30 protein-coding genes and 1 tRNA gene are annotated in these 26032 nt (G+C 65.8%); 12 read left to right on the plus strand and 19 right to left on the minus strand.

The window, feature by feature from the left end; genetic code table 11:
- Nucleotides 1-13 precede the first annotated feature (13 nt).
- The 13 genes from HUU99_RS06455 to relB form a co-directional block, all read right to left on the minus strand.
- Nucleotides 14-859, minus strand: coding sequence for an NADH-quinone oxidoreductase subunit C (locus tag HUU99_RS06455; RefSeq protein WP_174285751.1), 846 nt, complete (start codon nt 857-859; stop codon nt 14-16).
- A complete protein-coding gene (locus HUU99_RS06460; protein ID WP_174285813.1) occupies nt 856-1395 on the minus strand; it encodes a NuoB/complex I 20 kDa subunit family protein in 540 nt (179 codons plus the stop codon). Before HUU99_RS06460 ends, HUU99_RS06455 begins: the two co-directional genes overlap by 4 nt.
- Nucleotides 1396-1412: 17 nt before the next feature.
- Entirely contained in the window at nt 1413-1787 is a 375-nt protein-coding gene (ndhC, locus tag HUU99_RS06465; protein WP_174285752.1) for an NADH-quinone oxidoreductase subunit A, read from the minus strand.
- Nucleotides 1788-1916: 129 nt separating this feature from the next.
- Complete coding sequence (locus HUU99_RS06470) at nt 1917-2729, minus strand: inositol monophosphatase family protein (protein WP_174285753.1); 813 nt, start codon at nt 2727-2729, stop codon at nt 1917-1919.
- Nucleotides 2730-2872: 143 nt separating this feature from the next.
- Nucleotides 2873-3436 (minus strand): elongation factor P, encoded by a 564-nt coding sequence (gene efp, locus HUU99_RS06475; RefSeq protein ID WP_174285754.1) that lies wholly within the window; start codon nt 3434-3436, stop codon nt 2873-2875.
- A gap of 71 nt (nt 3437-3507) precedes the next feature.
- Nucleotides 3508-4104, minus strand: coding sequence for a M23 family metallopeptidase (locus tag HUU99_RS06480; protein WP_174285755.1), 597 nt, complete (start codon nt 4102-4104; stop codon nt 3508-3510).
- 4 nt (nt 4105-4108) lie between these two features.
- On the minus strand, nt 4109-5146 hold the full coding sequence (locus HUU99_RS06485; RefSeq protein ID WP_174285756.1) for a L,D-transpeptidase family protein: 1038 nt from the start codon (nt 5144-5146) through the stop codon (nt 4109-4111).
- A 62-nt stretch (nt 5147-5208) separates the two neighbouring features.
- Nucleotides 5209-5886, minus strand: a complete 678-nt coding sequence (gene thiE, locus HUU99_RS06490; RefSeq protein ID WP_174285757.1) for a thiamine phosphate synthase — start codon at nt 5884-5886, stop codon at nt 5209-5211.
- Nucleotides 5879-6355, minus strand: a complete 477-nt coding sequence (locus HUU99_RS06495) for a hypothetical protein (protein ID WP_254602979.1) — start codon at nt 6353-6355, stop codon at nt 5879-5881. The genes thiE and HUU99_RS06495 overlap by 8 nt, the downstream gene beginning before the upstream one ends.
- Nucleotides 6356-6393: 38 nt before the next feature.
- Nucleotides 6394-6720: a DUF2834 domain-containing protein gene (locus tag HUU99_RS06500; protein WP_217430799.1), complete on the minus strand. Its 327-nt coding sequence runs from the start codon at nt 6718-6720 to the stop codon at nt 6394-6396.
- Between the two features lie 2 nt (nt 6721-6722).
- Nucleotides 6723-7631 (minus strand): class I fructose-bisphosphate aldolase, encoded by a 909-nt coding sequence (locus HUU99_RS06505; protein ID WP_174285759.1) that lies wholly within the window; start codon nt 7629-7631, stop codon nt 6723-6725.
- 18 nt (nt 7632-7649) lie between these two features.
- On the minus strand, nt 7650-7976 hold the full coding sequence (locus HUU99_RS06510) for a type II toxin-antitoxin system PemK/MazF family toxin (RefSeq protein ID WP_174285760.1): 327 nt from the start codon (nt 7974-7976) through the stop codon (nt 7650-7652).
- On the minus strand, nt 7973-8239 hold the full coding sequence (relB, locus tag HUU99_RS06515) for a type II toxin-antitoxin system RelB family antitoxin (RefSeq protein ID WP_174285761.1): 267 nt from the start codon (nt 8237-8239) through the stop codon (nt 7973-7975). The genes HUU99_RS06510 and relB overlap by 4 nt, the downstream gene beginning before the upstream one ends.
- A gap of 168 nt (nt 8240-8407) precedes the next feature.
- Here relB and HUU99_RS06520 point away from each other — a divergent pair, with 168 nt between their 5' ends.
- Complete coding sequence (locus tag HUU99_RS06520; protein ID WP_375380084.1) at nt 8408-8896, plus strand: TlpA family protein disulfide reductase; 489 nt, start codon at nt 8408-8410, stop codon at nt 8894-8896.
- Here the strand turns inward: HUU99_RS06520 and HUU99_RS06525 are convergent.
- Together HUU99_RS06525 and gap are read right to left on the minus strand one after the other, a co-directional pair.
- Nucleotides 8893-10083, minus strand: coding sequence for a phosphoglycerate kinase (locus HUU99_RS06525; protein WP_174285763.1), 1191 nt, complete (start codon nt 10081-10083; stop codon nt 8893-8895). The two genes, HUU99_RS06520 and HUU99_RS06525, sit on opposite strands and share 4 nt — an antisense overlap.
- Before the next feature lie 108 nt (nt 10084-10191).
- Complete coding sequence (gene gap / locus HUU99_RS06530; RefSeq protein WP_174285764.1) at nt 10192-11202, minus strand: type I glyceraldehyde-3-phosphate dehydrogenase; 1011 nt, start codon at nt 11200-11202, stop codon at nt 10192-10194.
- A gap of 191 nt (nt 11203-11393) precedes the next feature.
- Between gap and HUU99_RS06535 the strand changes: the two genes are divergently transcribed.
- The 4 genes from HUU99_RS06535 (at nt 11394) to HUU99_RS06550 (ending at nt 12905) form a co-directional block, all read left to right on the plus strand.
- Entirely contained in the window at nt 11394-11579 is a 186-nt protein-coding gene (locus HUU99_RS06535; protein WP_174285765.1) for a hypothetical protein, read from the plus strand.
- Nucleotides 11579-11887, plus strand: coding sequence for a cell division protein ZapA (locus HUU99_RS06540; RefSeq protein WP_174285766.1), 309 nt, complete (start codon nt 11579-11581; stop codon nt 11885-11887). Before HUU99_RS06535 ends, HUU99_RS06540 begins: the two co-directional genes overlap by 1 nt.
- A gap of 278 nt (nt 11888-12165) precedes the next feature.
- Entirely contained in the window at nt 12166-12714 is a 549-nt protein-coding gene (locus HUU99_RS06545) for a 5-formyltetrahydrofolate cyclo-ligase (RefSeq protein ID WP_174285767.1), read from the plus strand.
- Nucleotides 12711-12905, plus strand: coding sequence for a DUF2842 domain-containing protein (locus HUU99_RS06550; RefSeq protein WP_174285768.1), 195 nt, complete (start codon nt 12711-12713; stop codon nt 12903-12905). The genes HUU99_RS06545 and HUU99_RS06550 overlap by 4 nt, the downstream gene beginning before the upstream one ends.
- A gap of 223 nt (nt 12906-13128) precedes the next feature.
- Here the strand turns inward: HUU99_RS06550 and HUU99_RS06555 are convergent.
- Together HUU99_RS06555 and HUU99_RS06560 are read right to left on the minus strand one after the other, a co-directional pair.
- Nucleotides 13129-13205, minus strand: a tRNA-Asp gene (locus HUU99_RS06555).
- 45 nt (nt 13206-13250) lie between these two features.
- Nucleotides 13251-14405 (minus strand): AI-2E family transporter, encoded by a 1155-nt coding sequence (locus HUU99_RS06560; RefSeq protein WP_174285815.1) that lies wholly within the window; start codon nt 14403-14405, stop codon nt 13251-13253.
- A gap of 143 nt (nt 14406-14548) precedes the next feature.
- On the opposite strand from HUU99_RS06560, the gene glpK reads away from it, so the two are divergent.
- The gene (glpK, locus tag HUU99_RS06565) at nt 14549-16012 is read left to right on the plus strand and encodes a glycerol kinase GlpK (protein WP_174285769.1); all 1464 of its coding nucleotides are present in this window, start codon (nt 14549-14551) and stop codon (nt 16010-16012) included.
- A 44-nt stretch (nt 16013-16056) separates the two neighbouring features.
- Here glpK and HUU99_RS06570 read toward each other — a convergent pair whose 3' ends face one another.
- Complete coding sequence (locus tag HUU99_RS06570) at nt 16057-16362, minus strand: hypothetical protein (RefSeq protein ID WP_174285770.1); 306 nt, start codon at nt 16360-16362, stop codon at nt 16057-16059.
- Between the two features lie 11 nt (nt 16363-16373).
- On the opposite strand from HUU99_RS06570, the gene HUU99_RS06575 reads away from it, so the two are divergent.
- Nucleotides 16374-17261 carry a Crp/Fnr family transcriptional regulator gene (locus HUU99_RS06575; protein WP_254602981.1) on the plus strand — a complete coding sequence of 296 codons (888 nt, stop codon included), beginning with the start codon at nt 16374-16376 and terminating at the stop codon, nt 17259-17261.
- A 47-nt stretch (nt 17262-17308) separates the two neighbouring features.
- Here HUU99_RS06575 and HUU99_RS06580 read toward each other — a convergent pair whose 3' ends face one another.
- Entirely contained in the window at nt 17309-19015 is a 1707-nt protein-coding gene (locus HUU99_RS06580; RefSeq protein ID WP_174285817.1) for a class I adenylate-forming enzyme family protein, read from the minus strand.
- A 172-nt stretch (nt 19016-19187) separates the two neighbouring features.
- Here HUU99_RS06580 and HUU99_RS06585 point away from each other — a divergent pair, with 172 nt between their 5' ends.
- The 5 genes from HUU99_RS06585 to HUU99_RS06605 all read left to right on the plus strand — a co-directional run bounded on the left by HUU99_RS06585 (nt 19188) and on the right by HUU99_RS06605 (nt 26008).
- Nucleotides 19188-20423, plus strand: coding sequence for a serine hydrolase domain-containing protein (locus HUU99_RS06585; protein WP_254602983.1), 1236 nt, complete (start codon nt 19188-19190; stop codon nt 20421-20423).
- A gap of 113 nt (nt 20424-20536) precedes the next feature.
- Complete coding sequence (locus HUU99_RS06590; RefSeq protein WP_174285772.1) at nt 20537-22552, plus strand: 3-hydroxyacyl-CoA dehydrogenase NAD-binding domain-containing protein; 2016 nt, start codon at nt 20537-20539, stop codon at nt 22550-22552.
- A 110-nt stretch (nt 22553-22662) separates the two neighbouring features.
- Complete coding sequence (locus tag HUU99_RS06595; RefSeq protein WP_174285773.1) at nt 22663-23856, plus strand: acyl-CoA dehydrogenase family protein; 1194 nt, start codon at nt 22663-22665, stop codon at nt 23854-23856.
- 105 nt (nt 23857-23961) lie between these two features.
- Entirely contained in the window at nt 23962-25089 is a 1128-nt protein-coding gene (locus HUU99_RS06600) for an acyl-CoA dehydrogenase family protein (protein WP_174285774.1), read from the plus strand.
- 43 nt (nt 25090-25132) lie between these two features.
- Nucleotides 25133-26008 carry an acyl-CoA thioesterase gene (locus tag HUU99_RS06605; RefSeq protein ID WP_174285775.1) on the plus strand — a complete coding sequence of 292 codons (876 nt, stop codon included), beginning with the start codon at nt 25133-25135 and terminating at the stop codon, nt 26006-26008.
- Nucleotides 26009-26032: the final 24 nt, after the last annotated feature.

The following is a 26032-nucleotide window of genomic DNA, read 5'->3' on the forward strand; positions in this document are numbered from 1 at the left end:
TCGACATAGTCGCTCACTGGTTCTGTCCTCCATGCTTGCCTGGCGATACATCGGGATCGACGGGCCTGGAACCCGCATCGCTCGATGGCTTGCCAGACCCCGTATCGTTGGTGCTTGCCATGTCTTTCTTCGCATAGCCTTCGCTGGGTGCGCTCGGCGCGCGCGTCGCCGACTTTGCCGAGTCCGCCTTCTGGACCGCATCCGCGGACAATGGCGTCGGCGCGCCCTTCGCCTCGGGCAATCCGCCCTTCTCGTCGCCTGGCAGGACGTAGCTCGCGCCCTCCCAGGGGCTCTGGAAATCGAAGGTACGGAAATCCTGGTCGAGCTGGACAGGCTCGTACACGACGCGCTTCTCCTGTTCGGAATAGCGCATCTCGACATAGCCGGTCATCGGGAAGTCCTTGCGCAGCGGATGCCCGCGAAAACCGTAATCGGTCAGGATTCGCCGCAGATCGCGGTTTCCGGAAAAGAGTACGCCGTAAAGGTCGTAGACCTCGCGCTCCAGCCAGCCGGCGACCGGCCACAGATCGGTCACCGACGGCACCGGCCTGGTTTCGTCGGTCTGGACGTGGACGCGAATACGGTGGTTTCGCGTGAGCGACAACAGACAATAGACGACCTCGAACCGCTCCTCGCCGCGATCGGGGTAATCGACGCCGGCGATCTCCATCAGCTGCTGATATTCCAGTCCCGGGGTATCGCGCAGGATCGTCAACGCGGGGACGATCGCGTCGCGGCGGACATGGAGCGCGATCTCGCCGACGCGCTCGACCGTGTCGACCAGATACACGCCGAGCGCGGCACGCGCCGCTTCGACCACGCCGTCGTTCGTCGTATAGGCGGGGGCCGGCGCTCTCACCGTTCCACGCTCCCGCTGCGTCGGATCTTCCGCTGCAACTGCATGATGCCGTACAGCAAAGCCTCCGCGGTCGGGGGGCAGCCGGGGACGTAGATGTCGACCGGCACCACCCGGTCGCAGCCGCGGACCACGCTGTAGCTATAATGGTAATAGCCGCCGCCGTTCGCGCAACTCCCCATCGAGATGACGTATTTGGGCTCCGACATCTGATCGTAGACCTTGCGGAGCGCAGGTGCCATCTTGTTGCACAGCGTGCCGGCGACGATCATCACGTCCGACTGGCGCGGGGACGCGCGCGGCGCGGCGCCGAAGCGTTCGAGGTCGTAGCGCGGCATGTTGACGTGGATCATCTCGACCGCGCAGCATGCGAGCCCGAACGTCATCCACCAGAGCGAGCCGGTGCGCGCCCATTGGAACAGATCCTCGGTCGAGGTGACCAGGAAACCCTTGTCGGTCAGTTCCCCGTTCAGGCCGTCGAAATACGCCGGATCGGGTTTTACGATCGATGCGCTTTCGGGATTGTTGACCAATCCGATCGGCCCGGAATGTGCCTCTATTCCCAATCGAGCGCTCCCTTCTTCCAGGCATAGGCAAGACCCAATGCCAGTTCGGCGATGAAGCCCATCATCGCGAACCATGCGACCCACCCGAGATGGAAGACGCTGACCGCCCAGGGATAGATGAACGCCGCCTCCAGATCGAACACGATGAAGAGGATAGCGACGAGGTAGAACCGCACGTCGAACTGGCTCCGCGGGTCCTCGAACGCGGGGAAGCCGCATTCATATTCGCTCAGCTTCTCCGCATCCGGCTTGTGCGTGCCCGTCAGACGCGAGACGAGCATCGGCAGGAACACGAACGTGCTCGACAAGGCGAGCGCCACCCCCAGGAAAAGGAGGATCGGCAGATAGTGCGACAGGTCGACCAAGAGGCTTCTCGCAAGTGCGAAGGGAACAGGGCTGCCTTAGGAGGATGGGCGAAGGGGAGCAAGGCGTGGCAGGCGTCAGAATCGCGCGTAGTTGACCTCGATTGGTGCCTTTGATCGGAAGGCGGACCTTTACCGCAAGGCCCCCGCCACCAGCTTGTGAAGCTTGGAATGGATGCCGTCGTTCGCGGCCAGGAATTCGTTGCGTTCCATCGCGCGGTCGCCGCCGCGGAAATCGGTGACGAAACCGCCCGCTTCCTTCACCAGCAACAGTCCGGCGGCGACATCCCATGGCTGGAGGCCCGATTCCCAATAGGCGTCGTATCGCCCTGCCGCGACCCAGGCGAGATCGAGCGCGGCGGAACCGAAACGACGGATGCCCGCGACCTGCGGCGCGACAGCGCCGAAGATCCGGCTCCACTGCACGAAATCGCCATGCCCCATGAACGGGATGCCCGTCGCGACGAGGCATTCGGACAGCTCACGCCGCGCGGACACGCGCAACCTTTGGTCGGTATGCCACGCACCCCGGCCCTTCTCCGCCCAGAAACTCTCGTCGGTCAGCGGCTGGTAGACGAGCGCGGTCGTGATCTCGCGCTTACCGTTCGCCATTGGCTCCTCGACCGCGATCGAGATGGAGAAATGCGGGATGCCGTGGAGGAAGTTCGAGGTGCCGTCGAGCGGATCGACGATAAAGCGCGGCTTGTTCGGATCGCCCGCGACCTCGCCGCGCTCCTCCATCAGGAACCCCCAGTCGGGACGGGCGTGGCTCAGTTCCTCATATAGAGTCTGTTCGGCGCGCTGGTCCGCCATCGACACGAAATCCGCGGGGCCCTTGCGGCTGACCTGCAGCTGCTGGACCTCGTTGAAGTCGCGCCGCAACCGCGGTGCCGCCTTGCGCGCGGCGCGTTCGATGACGGTCATGAGGCCGGAATGGCTGGGCATTTGCTTCTTCTTCCCCCCTCCCTTTCAAGGGAGGGGCTGGGGGTGGGTCGCGCCGTCAGGCACCGCGGGCAAAGCCCGCGTCGTCGGCCAAGCGATGCTTGCCGGCCGGTCGGCCGATTGTGCGATTAGCTTCGCTATTCGTCTCAATCAGCACGACGAACGTACGTCTGCTCGTACACATCGACGACAATCTTCGTGCCCGCACCGATATGCGGCGGCACCATCACGCGGACGCCGTTGTCGAGGATCGCGGGCTTGTAGCTGGACGAGGCCGTCTGCCCCTTTACCACCGCGTCCGCCTCGACGATCATCGCTTCGATCGTATCGGGGAGCTGCACCGATATGGGGCGCTCGTCGTACAGTTCCATGACGACATCCATGCCGTCCTGCAGGAACGCCGCGGCGTCGCCGAGAATGCCCGCATCCAGCGTGATCTGTTCGTAATTGACCTTGTCCATGAAGGTCAGCGTATCGCCGTCGCGGAACAGATACTGGAAATCCACGGTATCGAGCCGGACGCGCTCCAGGCTCTCGGCCGAACGGAAGCGGACATTGTTCTTGCGGCCGTCGATCAGGTTTTTCAGCTCGACCTGCATATACGCGCCGCCCTTGCCGGGCTGGGTATGCTGGATCTTCACGGCGCGCCAGATGCCGCCTTCATATTCGATGATGTTGCCCGGACGGATTTCGACCGCGTTGATCTTCATGGGGATACCTGCTGGAAAGAACGACAAGGAAAGCCGGAGGGGGGAACCTCGCGGCAATCCGAGGCGGCGCATTAGCCCGGCAGGTGCCCTGCCGCAAGCAAGGGGTAGGGATCGATGTCCTCGCCCTGCCACCAATGCTCCTCGGGCCGCATGCGCGTCAGCCCGAAATGAAGGTGGAAATTGCCAACCCCCGCATCGCCGGTATCGCCGACATAGCCGAGCGGATCGCCGGCCTTGACCGTCGATCCCTCACGGATATTCGCGGCATAGCCGGCCAGATGCGCGTAATAATAGGTCCAGCGACGATCCCGCGATCGGACGTACAATGTCGTGCCACCGCGTACGCTGTGGAACAGCTTCTCCACCGTGCCGGCCGCAGCGGCGACGACCATCGTCCGCGCAGGTGCCGGGATATCGGTCCCGTGGTGCACCCGCGTGCCACCTTCGCGCGGATCGCCCCAGTCGTCGCGCAGGTCGCCACGCGCAATCCCGGCGACCGGGACGATCAGCGCATCCCCTCCGCGTGACGGTGCGGCTACGACGCGGGGCTCGACCGCGCGGATGCTGTCGCGGATCCGCACCGCGCTTAGGCCGAACGACGTCATCGACAGGAACGCCGCCACCGCGACCGCGATTACGCCGAGGACCCACCAGCCGACGCGGCTCATTCGCCTATTCCTGGAAGATCGCCGGCGTCCCGGGGCGGATCATCATCGCCAGCCGCGCCGCGTTCCAGTTCGCCAGACGAACGCAGCCATGGCTTTCGGTCCGTCCGATCAGCGAAGGCTCCGGGGTGCCGTGGATGCCGTAATGTTCCTTCGACAAATCCAGCCAGACGACACCGACCGGACCGTTCGGTCCCGCCGGCAGCATCGCCTTCTTCTCGCCCTTCTTGGCATCCCAGAACAGGGCCGGGTTGAAGTGGAATTTGGGATTATAGTCCGCGCCGTAGATCTTCCACGTTCCGAGCGGCAGCGGGTCGTGCGTGCTCCCCGTCGTCACCTGGAACTGCGCGACCAGCTTGCCGTTCGCGTCATAGGCGCGCAATACCTTGTCCGATTTGCTGACCACGACCTTGGCCGCCACCGGCTGCGTCGAATCGACGTTCAGCATCGCCAGCGTCGCGCGCCATTCGGGCTTCAGCTTCGGATCGTAATCCTGCCGATCCGGCAGCGCATCGGGGAACACGACCTTCGTCCCGACGGTCAGCTTCGTGTCGGCACTGTTGAGCGCCACCAGCGTTTCGGGCGTCGTGTGGAACCCCTCGGCCAGCTTCTCCATCGGCGTGCGGTAGTTGAGCGCGGGCAGCTTGGCCTGCGCATCCTCGCCATGCGGGATTTCGGGGGTATACTGATAGTCCAGCATCTCCTTCGTCAGCGCGATCTCGACCGTCGGCCGCCAATGGCGATAGGGGAACAGCGCCTTCAGCGTCGCCGCGTCGGGGTCGCCCGTCACGGGCAGCCCCTGACTTTCCTGAAATCCCTTGATCGCCGCCGTGAACGACATGCCGCGATGGCCGTCGAGGACACCCGGCGAAAACCCGAGATGGTCCAGGATCACCTGCACGTGCAGCACGTCCATATCGAGCTTCGCCGCGGAGGCGGCGGCCGGTGTCGGGGTGGCGACGGATGCAGGGGTCGCAGCGGGCGTCTGCGCCATGACGGATGCAGCCGCACCCAAAACGGATGCGACGATAATCGATTTTACCATGACCTGCTCCCCGGAACTCATACGCTCCGCCATCCAACACATAAAACATGGATAAGGTCCGGTCAGCCGAGCAAGGCCGTAAACGCGTCGATCGCCGCCCCTTCGTCGCCGCCCCAGACCGCGTTCGACACCGCGATGAAATCGGTGCCCGCGTCGATGAGCGTCCCCGCATTGGCAGGCGTGATCCCGCCGATGGCGACCGAAGGGATTTCGAAGATCGTCGCCCACCAGGACAGGATCGACGGGTCCGGCCGGTGTTTCGTCACCTTCGTTTCGGTGGGATAGAAGGCACCGAACGCGACATAGTCCGCGCCATTCTCCCCCGCCTCCATCGCCAGGTGGCGGCTGTCGTGGCACGTCACCCCGATCTGCGCCGTCGCGCCCAGTTCCGCGCGCGCCTCCCGGGGGTCGCCGTCGCCCTGCCCCAGATGTACCCCGTCCGCACCCAGCCGTTTCGCGAGCGCCACGCTGTCGTTGACGATGAAGGCGACATCGGCGTCGGCGCAAATCCGTTGCAGCGGTTCGGCAAGCCGCGCTGCCTCGTGCTGATCGACATCCTTCACCCGGAACTGGAACGCCGCGACCGGCCCGGCACCGAGCGCACGCGCCAGCCGGTCGGGAAATGTACCGCCAACCGCGAGCGGCGAGACGAGATAGAGCTGGCACGGCGGCCGCCGCAGATCCCGGACGAAGGCCGCCGCGAAATCGGGGTCGAGCGGGCCGAGCGGGTCTTCAGTCATCGGCCGCGCCTAGCCGCTCCATCGCCGCGACGAAAGCCGTGCGATCGTCGAGGCGATGCGCGACCGCATCGATCGACCGTCGCCCGACCCGTTGCGGCACGGCGAGTTCGACGACGATGTTGGGATAGGCGATCAACGCGAGATTGAGCGTCGCACGGCGTTTCACGAACGCGGCGTCCCATTGGCCGCGCAACCCGGCGATGTCGCTCACGGGTATCGCGACCCTCTTTAGCGTCCCGGCGCGCATTACCAGCATCCCGGCATCCAGCGTCACCGGCAAGCGCCGGAACGAACGGATACCCGCGACCAGCCAGACGATCGATGCGAGGGTCGCGATCGATAGGACGATCGCGACCGCGGGTTTCCACATCGCGAGCAGCGCGTGGACGACGACGAACTCTATCGACGCCAGTCCGACCAGCACCCACATCATCGGCGCGACCGAGCGATGATAGGCGAAGTCCTGCATTCAGGGAGCGCCGAGTCCGGCGAGCGGCCGATCCGGCGTCACGACCTAAGCGCCCGTTCACGCAGCGCGAGGAAGATCGGCAGTCCGCTCGATCCGCCCACCAGAAGCGTCGCCGCGATCGCCACCCATGCATGCCCCACCCTATCGCGCTTCGCCTGTACGATAACGAACAGGATCACGACGACTGCCGAGACGATGACATCAAAGGCGAAAAAACTGCTGATCCGATTGACGAACAGATCGCCTAAGAAGCGACCGACATCCAGCCCGTTCGCCGCGACCCAAGACACGAACGGAACGAGCGGAAGCACGGTGCCGGCCACCGCAAAGGCAATGTAGGCCGTCAGCAGCTTGCCGCGCCGCAATCTCATTCCTCGCCCAGATAGATGCGGATGATGCGATCCAGCATCGCCAGCGCCTCGTCGCGCGGGCGCTGGAAGGTGTTGCGGCCGATGATCGAGCCGTGACCGCCGCCGTCGCGGATGTCGCGCGCATCCTGGAACACCGAATCCTCGCCCTTCGACGCGCCACCCGAAAAGACGTTGATCCGCCGCCCGGCAAAGCTCGCCTGAACCATATGCGCCACCCGCTTCGACTGGGTCGACCAATCGCCCTTGGCGTAGATCGGCTTGGCTTCCTTTTGCTCGATATGATCGGTCGGCAACTTGGTCTTGATGATGTGCGCACCGAGCAACGCCGCCATATGCGCGGCATAGGCCCCGACGTCGAGCGCGAGTTCGCCGTCCTTCGTCAGATCGCCGCCGCGCGGGTAGCTCCAGATCACGGTCGCGATGCCGGCCGCCTTCGCTTCTTCGGACAGCGCGCGGATTTCCTCCATCATGTCGAAGATCTTGTCCGACCCCGGATACAGCGTGAAGCCGATCGCCGCGCAGCCCAGCCGAACCGCATCCGCCACGCTGCCCGTGATCGCCTGATCGATCGAGGTCGCCCAGCTGTTCGAGCTGTTGACCTTCAGAATCGTCGGCATCTGCGCGCCGAACGTGTCGGCACCCGCCTCGATCATGCCGAGCGGCGCGGCGAAGGCGGACAGCCCGGCGTCGATCGCCAATTGCCAATGGTAATGCGGATCATATCCGGCCGGGTTGATCGCGAAGCTGCGCGCGGGGCCATGCTCGAAACCCTGGTCGACCGGCAGGATCAGAAGCTTGCCGGTACCGCCCAATCGCCCCTGCATCAGGATCCGCGCGAGATTGGCCTTCACGGCAGGGCTGGTGGATTCGAATTTGTCGAGGATCGTCTTAACGGCGGGGGTCATCAGGTATCTCCTTGCGATCTATAGAGAGAGCCAGCGCCGAAGCGCCTGGTCCACGGAAAACATCACCTCGTCGGGAACGTGGCCGATCAGTCCACCGATCCGTTCGCGCCTGATTGCCTGAACAAGGTCGATCTCGACCTCGCTATCCTTGAGCAGACCGTTGTCCCCGGTCGGTGAAAGCGAAATGCGGTACAGATGATCGCCCGACGTCGCGCCGGTAATCGGACATACGGTGATCCCCGGGTGATAGGCATTGAACTCGTCGGCCTGTACGATCAGGCTCGGCCTGGGCTTGGTCGAGAAATCGCCACGGCCAAGCGCGGCGACGATATCGCCGCGTTTCACGACCGATGCGGATCGGTGCCGGTCAGATCATTCAAATCGTCATCGGCCGCCGCCAATATCTCCCATGCCCGGTCTTCGTCGGTCCACCCCCGCGCTGCCGCGCGCAAGGACTGTCGCCGCGCTTCCGCCAGATATGCCTCGTCATGGCGTTCGACATAGCGCCGTACCGCCTCGCGGGCGATATCGCTCTTGCTGCGACCCTGCGACCGCGCGACCGCGGCGAGACGCTGTTCCAATTCACTATCGATCCTGACGCCCAGCATCGCGGGATGCTCCTGTTCAACATGTAAAACATAAGGCCGTCTTTCGCTTGGCGCAACCGTGGATGCCTCGTCGAAACGGGAAAGGACGGATTGACGAACGGCCGCAAATCCTATTCGCTGTGCTGGAACAGGGAGCAAATGATGAAGCGGCGAACGATCTCGACATTGATGTTCGCGGTGGCGGCGAGCCTGTCGGTGGGTGCCGCGGCGAAGGATCCCAAGATCGGTGCGCCCGCGCCCAGGTTCGAGCTGACGCTGATCGACGGCACGAAAGTCTCGTCCGACGAATTGCGCGGGCAGGTCGTCGTACTGAATTTCTGGGCGACCTGGTGCGGGCCGTGCAAGCGTGAGTTGCCTTTGCTCGACGCCTATTACCGTATCCAGAAGCCCCATGGCCTTCGCGTGTTCGCCGTGGCGACCGAAGACTCGCTACCGATGTACCAGCTCAAGCCGCTCTTCGCCGCGCTGGCGATCCCCTCGGCACGGCGGATGAAGGGGCCCTATGGGGACATGCATGCGGTCCCGACGAACTTCGTGATCGACCGCGCGGGCGTGGTGCGTTACGCGAAGGCGGGCGCGTTCGATCTGGACGCGATGAACACGCTGCTCGTACCGCTGCTCCGGGAACCCGTCCCGGCCCCCGCCCCCGTCACCTAGCGCTTGAGCGCAGCGACGCCGGGGAGGTCGCGCCCCTCCATCCATTCCAGGAACGCGCCCCCCGCGGTCGACACGAAGGTGAAATCTGCGGCGACCCCCGCCTGGTTCAGCGCAGCGACGGTATCGCCGCCGCCAGCGACCGACACCAGGCTGCCGTCCTGCGTCAGCGCGGCGGCCGTCCGCGCGAGGGCAACCGTCGCGGTATCGAACGGCGGCGTCTCGAACGCACCGAGTGGCCCGTTCCAAACCAGTGTCCGGCAATTCTTCAGAACGTCGGCCAGCGATTCGACCGCGGCGGGGCCGATATCCAGGATCATCTCGTCCGCCGCGACTTCATAGACGTTGACGATGCGCGTCGGGGGATCGGCCCTGAATTCCTTCGCGACCACCACGTCATAGGGCAGATGGACGGTGCAGCCGGCGCGGTCCGCGGTCGCCAATATGTCCTCCGCGGTCGCGGCGAGATCATGCTCGCACAGGCTCTTGCCGACATTTACCCCGCGCGCGGCAAGAAACGTGTTCGCCATTCCGCCGCCGATGATGAGGTGATCGACCAACCCGACGAGATGTTCGAGCACCGCCAGTTTGCTCGACACCTTCGCGCCGCCGACGACGGCCGCAACGGGATGCGAAGGGTCGCCGAGCGCCTTCTCCAGCGCGTCCAGTTCCGCCTCCATCGCGCGGCCGGCGAAGGCGGGGAGCCGATGCGCCAGCCCTTCGGTCGATGCGTGCGCACGGTGGGCGGCGGAAAAGGCGTCGTTGACGTAGAGATCGCCGAGCGCGGCGAAGCGGTCGATCGTCGCCGGATCGTTGGTTTCCTCGCCCGCGAAGAAGCGCGTATTCTCCAGCACCGCGATATCGCCCGGTCGCAGCGTCGCGACCGCGTCGGCCGCGCCGTCCCAGTCGACGAAGCGCACCGGTCGGCCGAGCACGCGCGAATAGGGTGCGGTCAAGGGCGCAAGCGACATCGACGGATCGCGCTGCCCCTTCGGCCGGCCGAAATGCGCGAGGATCAGAACGATCGCACCGCGGTCGGCCAGTTCGCCGATCGTCGCCAGGGTGGCGCGCAGCCGCGTGTCGTCGGTTATGTGCCCATCCGCCATCGGCACGTTCAAATCCTCACGGACCAGCACGCGCCGGCCGCGGATCTCACCCATATCGTCCAGTGTTCTGAAAGCCTTGGTCATGATAGCTCGATCCTGATCTCATCGTCGCAATCGAGACACCGTCCCTGCGGTCGTCAGGATACTCGACTTCGCCCGAAGCGACGGTTGGTGTGCTGCGTCCACCGCCGCCTATAGAAACGCCGCCATCGCGGTCGCGGTGTCGACCATGCGGTTCGAGAAGCCCCATTCATTGTCGTACCAGCTCAGCACACGGACAAGCTTGCCGTCGATCACCGCGGTTTCCAGGCTGTCCACCGTCGAGGATTGCGGCGTGTGCATCAGGTCGATCGACACCAGCGGCTCGTCGGTATAGCCGAGAATACCCTTCAGCGGACCGTTTTCCGACGCCTCCTTCAGCACTGCGTTCACTTCCTCGCGTGTCGTGTCGCGCGACGGGGTGAAGGTCAGGTCGATCATGCTGACATCGGGCACCGGCACGCGAATCGCGGAACCGTCCAGCTTGCCCTTCAATTCGGGCAGCACCTCGGCGACCGCCCGGGCCGCGCCCGTCGTGGTCGGGATCATCGACATCCCCGCGGCGCGTGCGCGGCGCAGATCGGGGTGGATCTGGTCGAGAATCTTCTGATCGTTGGTATAGGCGTGGACCGTCGTCATCAGCCCGCGCTCGATCCCGATCGTGTCGTTCAACACCTTGGCGACAGGCGCCAGGCAATTGGTCGTGCACGACGCGTTGGATACGATATTGTGATCCGCGGTCAGCTTGTCGTGATTGACCCCGAACACGACCGTCAGGTCGACGCCCTTGCCCGGCGCGGAGATCAGCACCTTCTTCGCGCCTGCATCGATATGCTTCCGGCACGCGACATTGTCGGTGAAGAAGCCGGTGCATTCCAGGACGATATCGACGCCCAGTTCCCTGTGCGGCAGGTTCGCCGGATCGCGTTGCGCGGTGACGCGGATATGCTTGCCGTCGACGACCAGGTCCTCGCCCTCGGCATGGACGTCGCCGGGGTAGCGGCCATGTATGCTGTCGCGGCTGAACAGCCAGGCATTCGACGTCGCATCCGCCAGATCGTTGATCGCGACCAGGTCGATCGTGCCGTCGCCGCGCTCCAGGATCGCGCGCGCGACCAGGCGGCCGATCCGACCAAAGCCGTTGATCGCAATCTTCACCGTCATCGTCACAACCCCACAATTATCTGATTACAGGCTGTTTCCTGCGGCGCAGCAGCGACCGTTCACCGTCCTGCGCACGCACATCCCGCCGCGAGTCGCTCGCGGTCGGGCCTGCCTTCGCGGCGCGGATCGCGCGTGTCAACCTGTCGCGATTGGCATGTTGCAGCGGACCGGTGCCATGCTATCGCGTGCCGATGACGGATCAAACGAGTTCGGCCGCAGCGCGTATCGATGCGGCGATTGCAAGAATCGAGGCGGCGATCGGCGCGCGCGCCGATGCATCGGATGCGCTTGCCCGGCGTCATGCGGCGCTGAAGGCACGCATGGCGGAGGCGGTCAGCGCGCTTGACGACGTGATCGCACGCGGGGGCGCCGGCTGATGTCCGAAGTGACACTGTCGATCGGCGGGCGGTCGCATATCGTCGGCTGCCGCGACGGCGAGGAGGACCGCGTCCGCACGCTCGGCGCGATGATCGACGAACGCTGGGGGCCGGCGCAGCGCGCGGCGGGGGGGCTGAACGGCGAACGCGCGATGCTGTTCGTCGCGCTGATGCTGGCGGACGATCTCGACGAGGCACTGACCCGCCCGCCCGAGGGCGCGGCGGTCAGCGAGACGGCGCTGGCCCGGATCGCCGATCGTCTCGAAACGCTCGCGGCGACCCTTGAGCAAAGCCCGCCGACATCCTAAGTCGGTGGCGGCGGGTTCTGCCCGGTACGAGCCTTTATTATCCCTGAGGCTATTCATCATCCATAGGGGGCTGTCCCTGTTAGGACCCTGGTCCAAAGCATATGGTCCCCACCTGACGTACCGTGCGTCAGTGGATAACCCGGCACACGGCCATGGTGGGCCCGCCACCGCACGATGCGCATGTCGATAGCGGCGCTGTCGACAAGATGCGCCCGCACGATCGGACCCGGCGCGAGCCGAGCGTCGACGACGCGGCTTTGCCGCGGCGTGCTTCGCCGATGACGGATAAGCGTACGCTCCGCGTGCAATTGCGCGCGCGCCGCGCCATGGCGATCGAGACGACGATCCCCGTCCCCTCCGCCTTCCGCGCACGCCTGTCACCCGGCCTAACCGTTGCCTCCTATATACCGATCCGCGGCGAAGCGGACCCGTCGCCGCTTGCGCGTGCGGCGGTTGAGGCGGGATGTGCGATCCTGCTGCCGCATGTCGTCGATCGTGCGACGCCGCTGCGGTTTCTGGCCTGGGATACCGAGGCTGCGCTCGCCGCCGGGCCGTTCGGGCTGCATCAGCCCGCCGCCGATGCCACCGAGCATGTGCCCGACATCGTCCTGACGCCGCTGGTCGGGTTCGACCGGCTGGGCAACCGGCTGGGCCAGGGTGCGGGGCATTACGACCGTGCGTTCGCCCGCCATCCCGGTGCATGGCGGGTCGGCGTCGCGCTGTCGGTGCAGGAAGTCGACGCGCTTGCCGTCGATCCCTGGGACATGCCGCTCCACGCCGTCGCCACCGAGAAGGAATGGATCATGCTCGATAGGGTGCCGTCATGACGCCGAGCTGGCGCAAACCCGCGGGTGCGCTTGCGATCGTCGCGTTGATCGTCGTCTGGTGCGGGTTGGTGGTGAGCTTGTCGGGGATCGTTGGGGGGTGGCACTGGGTGTTGCAGGCGGTGTTCTATTTGGTCGCCGGGATCGTCTGGATTGCGCCGTTGAAGCCCGTGCTGCGGTGGATGGAGCGCTAGCGACGAGACGGGCTGGCGTGAGCCAGCGCGCATGTCGCAAGCTCGGCCAGCGCAGCGAAGCGTGCCACAGGGCGCAGCTTCGCTGCGTCTGACGGCGTGCGGGGAAGGTGAGGAGGTCTGCGAAGAGCGCCGCGGCGAAGCCGCGTCGTCGGACGGGCTGACGCCGCCGGCCGAGCTTGCGCGTCTCGTTAATAGCTTCGCTATTTACGTGCGCGCTACGCTTTGGCGCGAGTGACGGGGCTCGAACCCGCGACCTCCGGCGTGACAGGCCGGCGCTCTAACCAACTGAGCTACACCCGCTTGGAAAGCGTGAGGCGCGGCACCTATGCGAGGGTCGGTGGGCTGTCAACCGCGCGTTTCGTCCTCCTCGCCGCGCGGTCGCCTCCGCCCCCGCGACGGCTGGACCAGCGTGCCATGTTCGAACAGGAAGCCCGCGATGTCGGGCTTGCCCGCCGCCTGCAGGACGGTCTGCACGATGATGAGCAGCGGTACCGCGAGCAGCGCCCCCGCCGTTCCCCAGACCCAGCCCCAGAAACTGAGCGAGATGAGGATCAGGAGCGGGCTGATCGTCAGCCGGTGGCCGACGACGAACGGCGTGATCGCATTCGCCTCCACCAGATGCAGCCCGTACATGATCGCCGGCGGCAACAGCGCGAGCCAGATGTCGTCGAACGTCATCAGTCCGCCGACCGCGAGCAGAAACGCCCCGACGATCGGCCCGAAATACGGCACATAGTTCAACAGCGCGACGATGCCGCCCCACATCGCCGGATACGGCATTCCCACCCAGTACAACGCGATACCGGTGATGCAGCCGAGGATGATGTTGATGAGCGTGATCGTGCCGAGATACGCCGACACGTCGTCGACGATGTCCTGGATCACCCGCGCGGTCGCCATCGCGCCGTCGAAGCTGGTGCGGCCGGTGATCGTCCGCCGGCGCATCCGCGTCCACCCTGACAGGAAGAAGAACACGATCAGCACGCCGAACACGAATTGCACGATCACGGTCGGCGCGGACGTCGCGGCGAGTTCCAGAATCGAACTGGGCGGCGCGACCGCGGCCGTCGGCGACGATCGGATCGGGGCCGACGCCACCGTGCGGATCGCGCGATTGAGATATTTCTCCAGGTGCGAATACAGATCGAGCAGCGGTTTCAGATTGTCCTGAATCTGCCCGATCCGGTTCGGCAACAGGCGGAAGAATTCGGTCGCCGGCACCAGGATCGCCGCGATGGCGATGTTGGCGACGATGAGGAACGCCAGGATGCAGAATATCGCGGCAAGCGGCGACGGCACATGACGCCGCTCCAGCCATTCGAGGATCGGCACCATGGCAACCGAAATCACCAGCGCGATCGTCAGCGGCAGGAAGAACTCCGCCCCCGATTTCAGCGCGAAAGGCGTCGCCAGCAGCAAGCCGATCGCGGCGGTCAGAGTCAGCGCGGCGAGCAGCCGGTCGCGACGCATCGCGATCCGCGTCGCCTCCTCGGCGGCCATGCCCGCGGGCACGCCCAGGATGCTATCGCCGACCAGGGGATCGGTTTCCGCCGCGGGCGGCCTGCCCTCGAAATTGCCCAGATCAGCCATGGCCGCACCCTATCCGCATTTCCCGCCACGACAATCCCGGCTAGCATCGCCGGATGAACCAATTCCTGCTGGTGATCGACGAAGGCACGACCTCGACGCGCGCCATGCTGTTCGACCGGGACGGCCGCTGCCACGCCAGCGAAGCCACCGAACTGACGCAATCTTATCCCCGCCCCGGCTGGGTCGAGCATGATGCGGCCGAAATCTGGCGCAAGACGCTGCGCGTCACCGCGGCGATGGTCGCGCAAGCGGGCGGCGCGGCGCGGATCGCGGCGATCGGCATCACCAACCAGCGCGAGACGGTCGTCTTCTGGGACCGCGAGACCGGCGAGCCGCTGGCTCCCGCCATCGTCTGGCAGGATCGCCGAACCGCGGACATCTGTGCGCGGCTTCGTGACGAGGGACATGAGGCGACGGTACAGGCGAAGACCGGGCTGCTGCTCGACCCGTATTTCTCCGGCTCGAAGATCGGCTGGGCGATGCGCGAATGGCCGCAACTGGCGGCGGCGGGCGATCGGCTTGCGGTGGGCACGATCGAGAGCTGGCTCGTCTGGAAATTGACCGGTGGCATCCACATCAGCGACGCGACCAACGCCAGCCGGACCACGCTGATGGCGATCGGCGGGGGCGGCTGGGACGACGAACTGATCGACCTGTTCGACGTGCCGCGCGGCGCGCTGCCCGAGATCGTCGATTGCGCCGGCCGCTTCGGCGAGACGACCGCGTTCGGCGCGGCGATCCCGATCTGTGGCCTTGCGGGCGACCAGCAGGCGGCGACGATCGGCCAGGCGTGCCTGACGCCGGGCGAAACCAAGGCGACGTTCGGCACCGGTGCGTTCGTGCTGACCCAGGCGGGCGCGAGCCCGCCCACCTCGCGCCACCGGCTGCTGTCGACGATCGCGTGGCAGCTGAAGGGCGAGCGCGCCTATGCGCTGGAAGGATCGGTGTTCGTCGCGGGCAGCCTCGTCAAATGGCTGCGCGATACGCTGGGGCTGATCGGCGACGTGCGCGAGACCGATGCGCTGGCCCGGTCGGTGTCGGACAATGGCGGCGTGTACCTCGTGCCCGCGCTCAGCGGCCTCGGCGCGCCGTGGTGGCGGCCGGATGCGCGCGCGGCGATCTCGGGCTTGAGCTTCGCGACCGGCAAGGCGCATGTCGTCCGCGCCGCACTGGAGGCGATGGCGCACCAGGCGCACGACCTGAAGACCGCCTTCGCCGCGGACGGCCAGGACTGGCAGACGCTGCGCATCGACGGCGGCATGGTGGCGAACGACTGGATGGCGCAGGACCTGGCGGACATGCTCGGCGTGACGGTCGAGCGACCGGCCATGGCCGAGACGACGGCGTTAGGCGCAGCGATGCTGGCGGGGGTCGGCGTCGGGATGTTCGCCGACCTGACCGAGGCATCGGCGATGCGCGGCACGGTTGAGAACTTCACGCCCCAACTGGGCGCAGACGCGCGGCACACGCGACTGACGGGCTGGGCCGCAGCGGTCGGGGCCGCGGTCGGGGGTTAGGCAGCCCCGTCCATTCCCGATAAGACCGCCTCCTACGCCGTGGCCTACCTCACCAAACTTGGGGGTGTCGGCGAGCCGCCGCCGTCGGTCGCCAACGATGCTGCTATCGACGACAGCAGCCCATGCGACCGCCAAAGCGACGTCGCGTCGCCATTCGCCTCCTCCGCCTGATCGAATTGCACGCTGACGGCTCGCTCGACGATGTCGACCGCCTCGCCCGTGCTCAACGTCGATGTCTCGCACAGTCCATGGATCAGGCTTTCGACCAGCAATAGCGCGGCAAGGCCATGGGGATCGCCGGAAGGTTGCAAACTGTTCCGCGTCGTCGGATCATTGTCATTCGTGGTCATAAAACGCCTCGTTGGCGGCAAGAGCGCGTATCCACGCTCAACTCGCGACGCCCGGGGAACCGGGTCGACAAACCTCCAATACCCCGTCCGATTTTCGACGACCACAATCTATAATAACAATGAACAATAAGATTTGTTATATTACGAGTTCGCCATCATCGGTAAAACCGTCGCGCATGAGCAATCAGTTCGTCCAGAAATTGAGCGGCTTAGCCGAACTGAGCCCCAATGACGTGGCGGCGCTCGAAGCGGCCACGGCGCGGCCTCGACGATACGCTGCAAGGCAGGATCTGATACGGGAAGGCGACGAGCCCGGGCCGATGTTCGTGGTGCTGGAGGGATGGGTCTGCCGATACAAGATCCTGCCGACGGGAACGCGGCAGATCGTCGCGTTCCTGATGCCGGGCGACGCCTGCGACTTGCACATCAAGCTGCTGGCGGAAATGGATCACAGCATACAGACCATTACCGCCGCGCGCGTCGCCACCATATCCCGGTCCGAGATCGATGCGCTGATGGACAACCATCCAAACATCGCACGTGCGATGTACATCGCCCAGCTGGTCGACGAAGGCGTCATGCGCGCCTGGATCGTCAGCATCGGCCGCCGCACCTCCCCCCAGCGCGTGGCGCATCTGATCTGCGAATTGTACCTGCGCGCGCACAATGTCGGCATGACGACGGGCGAGTCGTTCGATCTGCCGATATCCCAGATCATCCTCGCCGATGCGCTCGGCATGACCGCGGTCCATATCAATCGCGTGCTCAAGGAACTGCGGCTGGCGGGAGCGATGGCGGTGAACCGCGGCAGCGTCACGATATCGAATCCGGTCAGGCTCGTCCAAATCGCGGGTTTCGATGAGAATTATCTGCATCGGCGACTGCGTCGGTTGATTTGAGTCGCACGGCGAGCGGGCGGTCCCGTGTCCGACCGGGGAGCGGTCGTCTAAGCCGCCACCCCCACCCGCTGGTCGAACAACGCCTTCAAGTCCTTTTTCAGGATCTTCCCGTTCGCGTTGCGCGGCAGCGTCGCCTCGACGAACCGAATCGCCACCGGGACCTTGAACCCGGCAAGCCGCTCGCGCACCCACGCCTGCAATTCCGACTCGGTCGCGTGCTCGCCGGGTGCCAGATGGACGACCGCGGCGGGTTCCTCGCCCAAGGTGCGGTGAGCCAGGCCGATCAGCGCGCAGTCGGTGACGGCGGGGTGCGCGTAGAGGGCGTTTTCGACTTCGATCGAATAGATATTCTCGCCGCCGCGGATCACGATGTCCTTCGCGCGGTCGACGATGGTGCAGAAACCCTCGTCGTCGATCGTTGCCAGATCGCCGGTGCGGACCCAGCCGTCGATGAAGGTCGCCGCGGTCGCTTCGGGCTTGTTCCAATAGCCGGCGACGATCATCGGGCCCCGCGCCCATAATTCGCCGATGTCGCCGGGCGGCACTTCGCCGACGCCATCCTCGCCGACGATCTTCAGGTCCGCGACCGCGACCGCGGCCCCGGCGCTCGACGGTCGGTTGAGATAATCCTCCGCGACGTTGCTCGTCACCGTCGCCATCGTCTCGGTCATGCCCCAGCCATTCGTCGGCAGCGCGCCGAATTCGGCATGGATACGTCGCACCAGTTCGGGCGCGGACGGCGCACCGCCATAGGCGATCGAGTCGAGGCTGGAGAGATCGTAGTTCGCGCGGTCGGGATGTTCGAGCAACTGCCACGCGATCGTCGGCACGCCGCCGGTGACGTTCACCTTCTCCCGCTCGATCAGTTCCATCGCGCGGACCGTGTCCCAGCGGCGCATGAAGACCATCGATCCGCCGGTCGCGATCGTCCCCATCATCGCCGACGAACAGGCCGTGACGTGGAACAGCGGAATGACGGTCAGCGCGGTGCGCGGTGTCGGCTCCGGCGGCACGACCCCGCGCCGCAGCGCCGCGCGTGCCGAGGCATAGCCCGACGACAGGATATTGGTCATCAGGTTGCGGTGCGTGCCGAGCGCTCCCTTCGGCGCGCCGGTCGTACCGCTGGTGTAGAAGATCGTCGCCGGATCGTCGGGCGCGATCGCGGCGGTGGGGATCGCTCGATCGGGCAGGCGCGCCCAGTCGTGCGGGGTCCCGATCGAATCCTCCAGTCGGAGGGCCCCCTCCCCCACCGCGGTCGAGGCACGGCTGACGATGATGTGACGCAGTCCGGGCAACGCGGGATAATGCGGCGCCAGGCGCGTATGGCGCTCGTCGTCGACGACCAGCACCGATGCGCCGGAGTCGGACAAGCCATATTCCAGCTCCGCCCCCGTCCACCACGCGTTGAGCGGCACGACGATCGCGCCGAGGCTGGCCGCGGCGAAGAATATGACGGGCCATTCGGGCAGGTTGCGCATCGCCAGCGCGACGCGGTCGCCGCGCCGGACGTCCAATGACAGCAGATGTTCGGCAAAGGCCGCGGTGGCGCGGTAATTCGCCTCATAGGTGACGCGCTCGTCGTCCAGGATGGTGAACAGCCGATCGCCATGCGCGCGTGCCGCGGTCGCGAGCCAGGCGAGCGAAGGCGGCGCGTTCTTCCACACCCGGGTCGGCACGCCGCGGATGGCGACCGTCTCCATTTCGAACTTCGCGCCCGGCGCGGTCAGCGCCGTGCGAGCGGCGTCCATCGACATGGCGGGCCACTCCGGATCGATCGCGACGATCGGGTCATCATTCACGCATACATCTCCGAACTTGAAGGTCGGGTTTGCCCCGACGTCGATTTATGGCGAGGTTAGTGTTGATTCAGGGCGCGCTCAAGGCAATAGGGGCGACACGGTTAGAAACGAGGGTATGGATCAGCGCGTGACGACGACCACCTCCCCCACCCGCGGGTTCGATGCCGGTCGGCTGGCGGCGATCGATGCGTTCGTGAAGGCACGCTATCTCGACAGCGGACTGCTGCCCCATGCGCAATTGCTGGTCGCACAAAGCGGCGAGATCGCGCATTTCTCACACCAGGGCGCAGGCCGTGCGACGGATTCGAAGGGCGGCGGCGCGACGATCGACGAATCGTCGCTGTTCCGGATCGCGTCGATGACCAAGCCGATCACCTCGATCGCATTCATGATGTTGGTGGAGGAGGGCAAGGTTGCGCTCGACACGCCGGTGCACCATGTCCTGCCCGAGCTGAAGGGCATTGGCGTCTACGATGGCGGTGGCGCGGGGGTACCGTTCCGGACGAAGCCGACCACCGAACCGATGCGGATGGCCGACCTGCTGCGGCATACCTCGGGGCTGACGTACAGCTTCCAGAACCGGTCGAACATCGATGCCGCGTACCGGACGGGACGGATCGAAAGCTGGCATGGCCAGCTCGACTTGCAGGGACTGGTCGCCGCGCTAGCCGATATCCCGCTCGAATTCTCGCCGGGCACGGCGTGGAATTACTCGGTGTCGACCGATGTGCTCGGCGCGGTGGTCGAACGCGTTTCGGGGCAGGCGCTCGACGATTTCTTCCGCACGCGCATCTTCGCCCCGCTCGGCATGGACGACACGTTCTTTGCGGTGCCGCCGGACAAGATCGACCGGTTGACCGATTGCTGGACGTTCGATCCGGCAAAGGGCCGCGTGATTTACGACCGCGGTGCGGAGAGCATCTGGAGCCGCCAGCCGAAAATGCTTTCGGGCGGCGGCGGGCTGGTGTCGAGCGCGCTGGATTACCACCGTTTCTGCCGGATGTGCCTTGGCGGCGGGACGCTGGACGGCGTACGGCTGATCGGTCGCAAGACGCTGGAGCTTATGACGCAGAATCATTTGCCCGGCGGCGGCGATCTGGCGAGCCTGTCCAAATCGCTGTTCAGCGAGACCACCAATGCCGGCACCGGTTTCGGCCTCGGTTTCGCGGTCACGATCGATCCGGCGCGGTCGATGGTGCCCGGATCGGTCGGCGAATATTATTGGGGCGGCATGTTCTCGACCGCGTTCTTCGTCGATCCGGTCGAGCAGGTGTCGATGGTCTTCATGACGCAATTGTCGCCGAGCACGCTTTACCCGATCCGTCGCGAACTGAAGACGATGATCTACGCCGCACTGAATTAGTCTTGCTTCGTCATCCCGGGCTCGTCCCGGGATCCAGAGTCGCTGACGATCCGCCTTGTGGCTCTGGATGCCGGGACGAGCCCGGCATGACGGAATCTATCAGGAGCAATACCATGACCAGCCCGATCCGCACCGAACGCCATGACGACGTCATGGTCATCATATCCGACAACCCGCCCGTCAACGCGCTCGGCGCGGCTGTCCGTCAGGGACTGGCGGCTGCGATCACCGAAGGTCTGGACGACGACGCCATCGCTGCGATGGTCATCCGCTGCGACGGTCGCACGTTCTTCGCCGGCGCTGACATCACCGAATTCGGCAAGCCGATGCAGGAGCCGGGCTTGCCGACCGTCGTCGACATGATCGAAGCGTCGTCAAAGCCGGTCGTCGCGGCGATCCACGGCACCGCGCTGGGCGGCGGATGCGAGGTCACGCTCGGCTGCCATTACCGTGTCGCAACCCCGTCGGCGAAGATCGGCACGCCCGAAGTGAAGCTCGGCCTGCTGCCCGGCGCGGGCGGCACGCAGCGTATCCCACGGATCGCCGGCGTCGCGCTCGCGCTGGAAATGACCGCGAAGGGTGATCCGATCTCCGCGAAGAAGGCGCTCGACGCCGGGCTGGTGGACAGGATCGTCGGCGAGGATACGCTGGCCGAGGATGCCATCGCCTTCGCGCGCGAGATGGCGGAGCACCGCCCCCTGCCCCGCGCGTCGGAGAAAATCGCGAAGCCCGACCCCGACGCCGTCGCCGCGTTCAGGAAGGAGAACGCCCGCCGCTTCCGCGGATTCGAGGCACCCGCCGCGAACATCGCCTGTGTCGAGAAGGCGGCGGACGGATCGAGCTTCGCCGACGGCATCGCGTTCGAGCGGTCGGAATTCATGCGGCTGATGTCGGGCACCCAGTCCGCGGCGCAGCGCCATCTGTTCTTCGCCGAGCGCCAGGCCGCGAAGGTCGACGACGTGCCGACCGACGTGAAGCTTCGCCCGATCAACAAGGTCGGCGTGATCGGTGCCGGCACGATGGGCGGCGGTATCGCGATGAACTTCTTGTCGGCGGGGGTCCCGGTGACGATCGTCGAGATGCAGCAGGAGGCGCTCGATCGCGGTGCGGGCGTCATCCGCAAGAATTACGAGGCGACCGCGGCGAAGGGCCGGATGAAGCCCGAACAGGTCGAGGCCGCGATGGGCGCGCTGACGCCGACGCTCGATTTCGCCGCGCTCGCGGAATGCGACCTCGTCATCGAGGCGGTGTACGAGAATATGGACGTCAAGAAGGACATCTTCACGAAGCTCGACACGCTATGCAAGCCGGGCGCGATCCTGGCGTCGAACACGTCGTATCTGAACGTCGACGAGATCGCCGCCTGCACCAAGCGTCCCGAAGACGTGGTCGGCATGCATTTCTTCTCGCCCGCCAACGTCATGAAACTGCTCGAAGTGGTCCGCGGCGAGAAGACCGGACCCGACGTGCTGGCGACCGTCATGGCGCTGGCGAAAAAGATCAAGAAGGTCGCGGTGGTAGCCGGTGTCACCTACGGCTTCATCGGCAACCGCATGCTGATGCCGCGCCAGGTCGAGGCGATGAAGCTGCTGATGGAGGGTGCCACGCCCGAACAGATCGACAAGGTCCATGTCGCGTTCGGGATGCCGATGGGGCCGTTCCAGATGAGCGATCTCGCCGGCGTCGATATCGGCTGGCACCGCGACCCGACCCGGATCGAAAGCATCCGCGACGCGCTCGCCGCCGAGGGACGCTGGGGGCAGAAAACGGGGAAGGGGTTCTACGATTACGACGAGAAGCGTCAGCCGACACCTTCGCCGCGCGTCGCCGAGATCGTCGCGGATTTCCGCGCGAAGACCGGCACGCCGCAGCACGAGATCACCGATCAGGAGATCGTCGAGCGCACGTTATACCCGATGGTCAACGAAGGCGCGCTGATCCTGGAAGAAGGCAAGGCGCAGCGCGCGTCGGACGTCGATGTCGTGTGGATCTACGGCTATGGCTGGCCGGTCTATCGCGGCGGCCCGATGTTCTGGGCGCAGAGCGAGGGATACGACAAGGTCGTCGCAGGGCTCGAGAAGCACGGCTTCGCGGTCGCGGAGAGTCTGCGGGATGGGACGATCAAGTGACGACGTCGGGTCCCCTGCGTCACCCCGGCCTCGTGCCGGGGTCCAGAGCCCCAAGCGCGACGTCTGTGGCTCTAGATGCCGGGACAAGCCCGGCATGACGGGAGAGTAGAATGACCGACATCAGCATCGACCAGTTCCGCACCGAAACACGCGCCTGGCTGGCGGACAATTGCCCGCCCGAAATGCGCGAGCCGCTGCGCAGCGACAAGGATGCCTGTTGGGGCGGCCGCAGCTACGATCCCGCCGCCAATCCGCCCCAGGCGGCATGGCTGAAGGTGATGGGTGAACGCGGCTGGACGGTCCCCGATTGGCCGACGACCTATGGCGGCGGCGGCCTGACCCCCGCGCAGACCAAGGTCCTGCGCGAGGAGATGGCGGCGATCCGCGCGCGCAATCCGCTCAATTCGTTCGGCATCTCGATGCTCGGGCCGGCGCTCCTGAAATACGGCACCGAAGCGCAGAAGCTGGACCACCTGCCCAAGATCGCGCGCGGCGAGATCCGCTGGTGCCAGGGCTATAGCGAACCCAATGCGGGCTCCGATCTCGCCGGCCTGGCGACATCGGCGGACGATGCGGGCGATCACTACGTCATCAACGGCCAGAAGGTGTGGACCAGTTACGCCGACAAGGCCGACTGGATCTTCTGCCTGGTCCGCACCAGCAAGGAATCGAAGCAGGGCGGAATCAGTTTCGTGCTGTTCGACATGGCCTCCCCCGGCGTCTCGACCAAGCCGATCCTGTTGATATCGGGCTATTCGCCGTTCTGCGAAACGTTCTTCGATGACGTGAAGGTGCCCAAAAACCAGCGCGTGCACGAAGAGAACAAGGGCTGGGACGTCGCGAAATACCTGCTCGGCCATGAGCGCGAGATGATCTCCGGCATGGGGCTGGCTTCGTCGAGCGGCAATCCGCTGATCGAGGGTGCGCTGGCGACGGTGGGTCTCGATCATGATGGCCGTCTTGCCGACCCTCTGCTGCGCGGCGCGATCGCTTTGTTCGAAGTGCGGGCGAAGGCGTTCGGGGCGATGTCGGAACGCTTCATCGACCAGTTGAAGGCGGGCCAGGCACACCCCGCGCAGCCGAGCATGATGAAATATTACGGTACCGAATTGAACAAGAGCCGATACGAACTGATGATGGCGGCGGGCGGATCGGACTCGCTGGAATGGGAAAGCGATGGCTCGGATGGCGGTCGCGATGCGCGCGCCTGGCTGCGGACGAAGGCGAATTCGATCGAGGGCGGGACGAGCGAGGTTCAGCTGAACATCATCGCCAAGCGGATCCTGGAATTGCCTGGGGCGTAAACCAGTCCCCACCGTCACCCCGGCCTTGTGCCGGGGTCCAGAGCAAACAGCGCCACGCCCGGAACCCTGGATCCCGGCACGAGGCCGGGATGACGAGAAGATGAAATGCCACTGTATCTGACCGAAGACCAGACCGCCCTCCAGGATACGATCCGTGACTTCGTCGCCGACGCGGCCCCCGTCAGCCACATGCGCAAACTGCGCGACGACAAGGACCCGACCGGCTTCAGCCGCGACTTATGGAAGCAGTTCGCGGAAATGGGCTTTACCGGCATCCTGGTCGGCGAGGACCAGGGCGGGCTCGGCATGGGGCATGTCGAGGCGGGCGTGGTGCTGGAGGAAATCGGGCGCAACCTGTCGCCCTCCCCGTTCCTGACGACGGCAGTGGCGACGGTCGCGGCGCTGAAGGGCACCGCGGCGGCGGATCGCTGGTTTCCCGGGATCGTTGCGGGCGATACCGTCGCCGCGCTGGCGATCGACGAGGGGGCCAAGCACCGCGACAGCGTCGCGATGAAGGCGGAGCGGTCGGGCAATGGCTTCAGACTGACCGGCACCAAGCAGTTCGTGACGCATGGGCATGTCGCCGACCTGTTGATCGTCGCCGCACGGACCGCCGGATCGGCGAGCGATACGGACGGGATCACGCTGTTCGCGGTCGAGAAGGATGCGGCCGGATTGACCGCGACGCCCGAACGGCTCGCCGATTCGAGCATCGCCGCGCGGCTGACGCTGGAGGGCGTGGAACTGGATGCCGATGCGGTGATCGGCGAGGTCGATTCGGGTCGCGCAGTCCTGGACCGGCTGCTGCGCGCGGGGCGGACCGGCGCATCGGCGGAACTGCTCGGCGTCGGCGGCGGCGCGATGGACATGACCGTCGGCTATCTCAAGCAACGAAAGCAGTTCGGTACGCTGATCGGCAGCTTCCAGGCGCTTCAGCACCGCGCCGCGCATCTCTACAGCGAAATGGAGGTCGCGCGCGCGGCGGTGCTGAAGGCGCAGCAGCTGCTGGACGCCGGATCGGACACGGCCGACGCCGCGGTCTCGGTCGCGAAGGCGATGACCGCGCTCGCGACCACGCTGTCGGTGCAGGAGGGCGTGCAGATGCATGGCGGCATCGGCATGACCGACGAATACGACATCGGCTTCTTCATGAAGCGCGCGCGGGTGCTGGCGGAGATGTTCGGCGACGCGAACTTCCATGCCGACCGGCTGGCAGTCGCGGCGGGGTATTGAACTGAACAATCCTCCCCGGCACGGGGAGGAATGGAGGCTTGATATGACCGACCCCGCCCCCGCATCCCTCGCCCAGGGCCTCGTCGACCTCCTCGACGTCGAGGAGATCGACACCGACCTCTACCGCGGCGCGCGCCAGCCGGGCGGGGCCGGGCGCGTATTCGGTGGGCAGGTCATCGGGCAGGCGCTGCAGGCGGCGCAGCGCTCCGTCGGGGAGCCCAAGACCGCGCATTCGCTTCACGCCTATTTCGTCCGGCCCGGCGACGAGGCGCACCCGATCATCTACCGCGTGGTGCGCGATTTCGACGGGCGCAGCTTCGCCAACCGGCGCGTGATCGCGATGCAAGGCGGCGTGCCGATCCTCAACATGACCGCGTCGTTCCAGCCCCCGGAGGACGGCCTGCATCATCAGGACGCGATGCCCGACGTACCGGGTCCGGAATCGCTCAAATCCGAACGCGAATTGCGGCTGGACGTGATCGACCGCGTGCCCGAACGATACCGCGCTTTCATGCTTCGCCCGCGGCCTATCGACATTCGGCCGGTCTCGCCGCGCAGTTGGTTCGGCGACACGAAGCAGCAGCAGCCGCAATATAGCTGGTTCCGCATCTGCGCGCCCGTCGGCGACGATCCCGCGCTCCACCGCGCCATCCTGGCCTATGCGTCGGACATGACGCTGCTGGGGACCTGTACGCTGGAGCACGGCGTCCACTGGCTGACCGACAATCTGCAGACCGCGAGCCTCGATCATGCGATCTGGCTGCACGAGCCGTTCCGCGCGGACGAATGGCTGCTCTACGCCACCGACAGCCCCTGGGCGGGGCATGCGCGCGGGTTCAACCGGGGGCAGGTGTTCGCCGCGGACGGGCGGCTGGTGGCGAGCGTCGCGCAGGAGGGGCTGATCAGGTTGCGGGAGTAATCCCGTGTTCCTGCGAACGCAGCA

It is taken from the genome of Sphingomonas bacterium (genome assembly GCF_903642285.1).
Taxonomy (GTDB): domain Bacteria; phylum Pseudomonadota; class Alphaproteobacteria; order Sphingomonadales; family Sphingomonadaceae; genus Sphingomonas.

What these genes read in the sequence shown, in the direction of transcription:
- HUU99_RS06470 (WP_174285753.1), bottom strand. Translation starts at nt 2,729, where the DNA reads ATGCCCAGCCATTCCGGCCTCATGACCGTCATCGAACGCGCCGCGCGC.
- efp (WP_174285754.1), bottom strand. Translation starts at nt 3,436, where the DNA reads ATGAAGATCAACGCGGTCGAAATCCGTCCGGGCAACATCATCGAATAT.
- HUU99_RS06480 (WP_174285755.1), bottom strand. Translation starts at nt 4,104, where the DNA reads ATGAGCCGCGTCGGCTGGTGGGTCCTCGGCGTAATCGCGGTCGCGGTG.
- HUU99_RS06485 (WP_174285756.1), bottom strand. Translation starts at nt 5,146, where the DNA reads ATGGTAAAATCGATTATCGTCGCATCCGTTTTGGGTGCGGCTGCATCC.
- thiE (WP_174285757.1), bottom strand. Translation starts at nt 5,886, where the DNA reads ATGACTGAAGACCCGCTCGGCCCGCTCGACCCCGATTTCGCGGCGGCC.
- HUU99_RS06495 (WP_254602979.1), bottom strand. Translation starts at nt 6,355, where the DNA reads ATGCAGGACTTCGCCTATCATCGCTCGGTCGCGCCGATGATGTGGGTG.
- HUU99_RS06505 (WP_174285759.1), bottom strand. Translation starts at nt 7,631, where the DNA reads ATGACCCCCGCCGTTAAGACGATCCTCGACAAATTCGAATCCACCAGC.
- relB (WP_174285761.1), bottom strand. Translation starts at nt 8,239, where the DNA reads ATGCTGGGCGTCAGGATCGATAGTGAATTGGAACAGCGTCTCGCCGCG.
- HUU99_RS06520 (WP_375380084.1), top strand. Translation starts at nt 8,408, where the DNA reads ATGTTCGCGGTGGCGGCGAGCCTGTCGGTGGGTGCCGCGGCGAAGGAT.
- HUU99_RS06525 (WP_174285763.1), bottom strand. Translation starts at nt 10,083, where the DNA reads ATGACCAAGGCTTTCAGAACACTGGACGATATGGGTGAGATCCGCGGC.
- gap (WP_174285764.1), bottom strand. Translation starts at nt 11,202, where the DNA reads ATGACGGTGAAGATTGCGATCAACGGCTTTGGTCGGATCGGCCGCCTG.
- HUU99_RS06535 (WP_174285765.1), top strand. Translation starts at nt 11,394, where the DNA reads ATGACGGATCAAACGAGTTCGGCCGCAGCGCGTATCGATGCGGCGATT.
- HUU99_RS06540 (WP_174285766.1), top strand. Translation starts at nt 11,579, where the DNA reads ATGTCCGAAGTGACACTGTCGATCGGCGGGCGGTCGCATATCGTCGGC.
- HUU99_RS06545 (WP_174285767.1), top strand. Translation starts at nt 12,166, where the DNA reads ATGACGGATAAGCGTACGCTCCGCGTGCAATTGCGCGCGCGCCGCGCC.
- HUU99_RS06550 (WP_174285768.1), top strand. Translation starts at nt 12,711, where the DNA reads ATGACGCCGAGCTGGCGCAAACCCGCGGGTGCGCTTGCGATCGTCGCG.
- HUU99_RS06560 (WP_174285815.1), bottom strand. Translation starts at nt 14,405, where the DNA reads ATGGCCGCCGAGGAGGCGACGCGGATCGCGATGCGTCGCGACCGGCTG.
- glpK (WP_174285769.1), top strand. Translation starts at nt 14,549, where the DNA reads ATGAACCAATTCCTGCTGGTGATCGACGAAGGCACGACCTCGACGCGC.
- HUU99_RS06570 (WP_174285770.1), bottom strand. Translation starts at nt 16,362, where the DNA reads ATGACCACGAATGACAATGATCCGACGACGCGGAACAGTTTGCAACCT.
- HUU99_RS06580 (WP_174285817.1), bottom strand. Translation starts at nt 19,015, where the DNA reads ATGTCGATGGACGCCGCTCGCACGGCGCTGACCGCGCCGGGCGCGAAG.
- HUU99_RS06590 (WP_174285772.1), top strand. Translation starts at nt 20,537, where the DNA reads ATGACCAGCCCGATCCGCACCGAACGCCATGACGACGTCATGGTCATC.
- HUU99_RS06595 (WP_174285773.1), top strand. Translation starts at nt 22,663, where the DNA reads ATGACCGACATCAGCATCGACCAGTTCCGCACCGAAACACGCGCCTGG.
- HUU99_RS06600 (WP_174285774.1), top strand. Translation starts at nt 23,962, where the DNA reads ATGCCACTGTATCTGACCGAAGACCAGACCGCCCTCCAGGATACGATC.
- HUU99_RS06605 (WP_174285775.1), top strand. Translation starts at nt 25,133, where the DNA reads ATGACCGACCCCGCCCCCGCATCCCTCGCCCAGGGCCTCGTCGACCTC.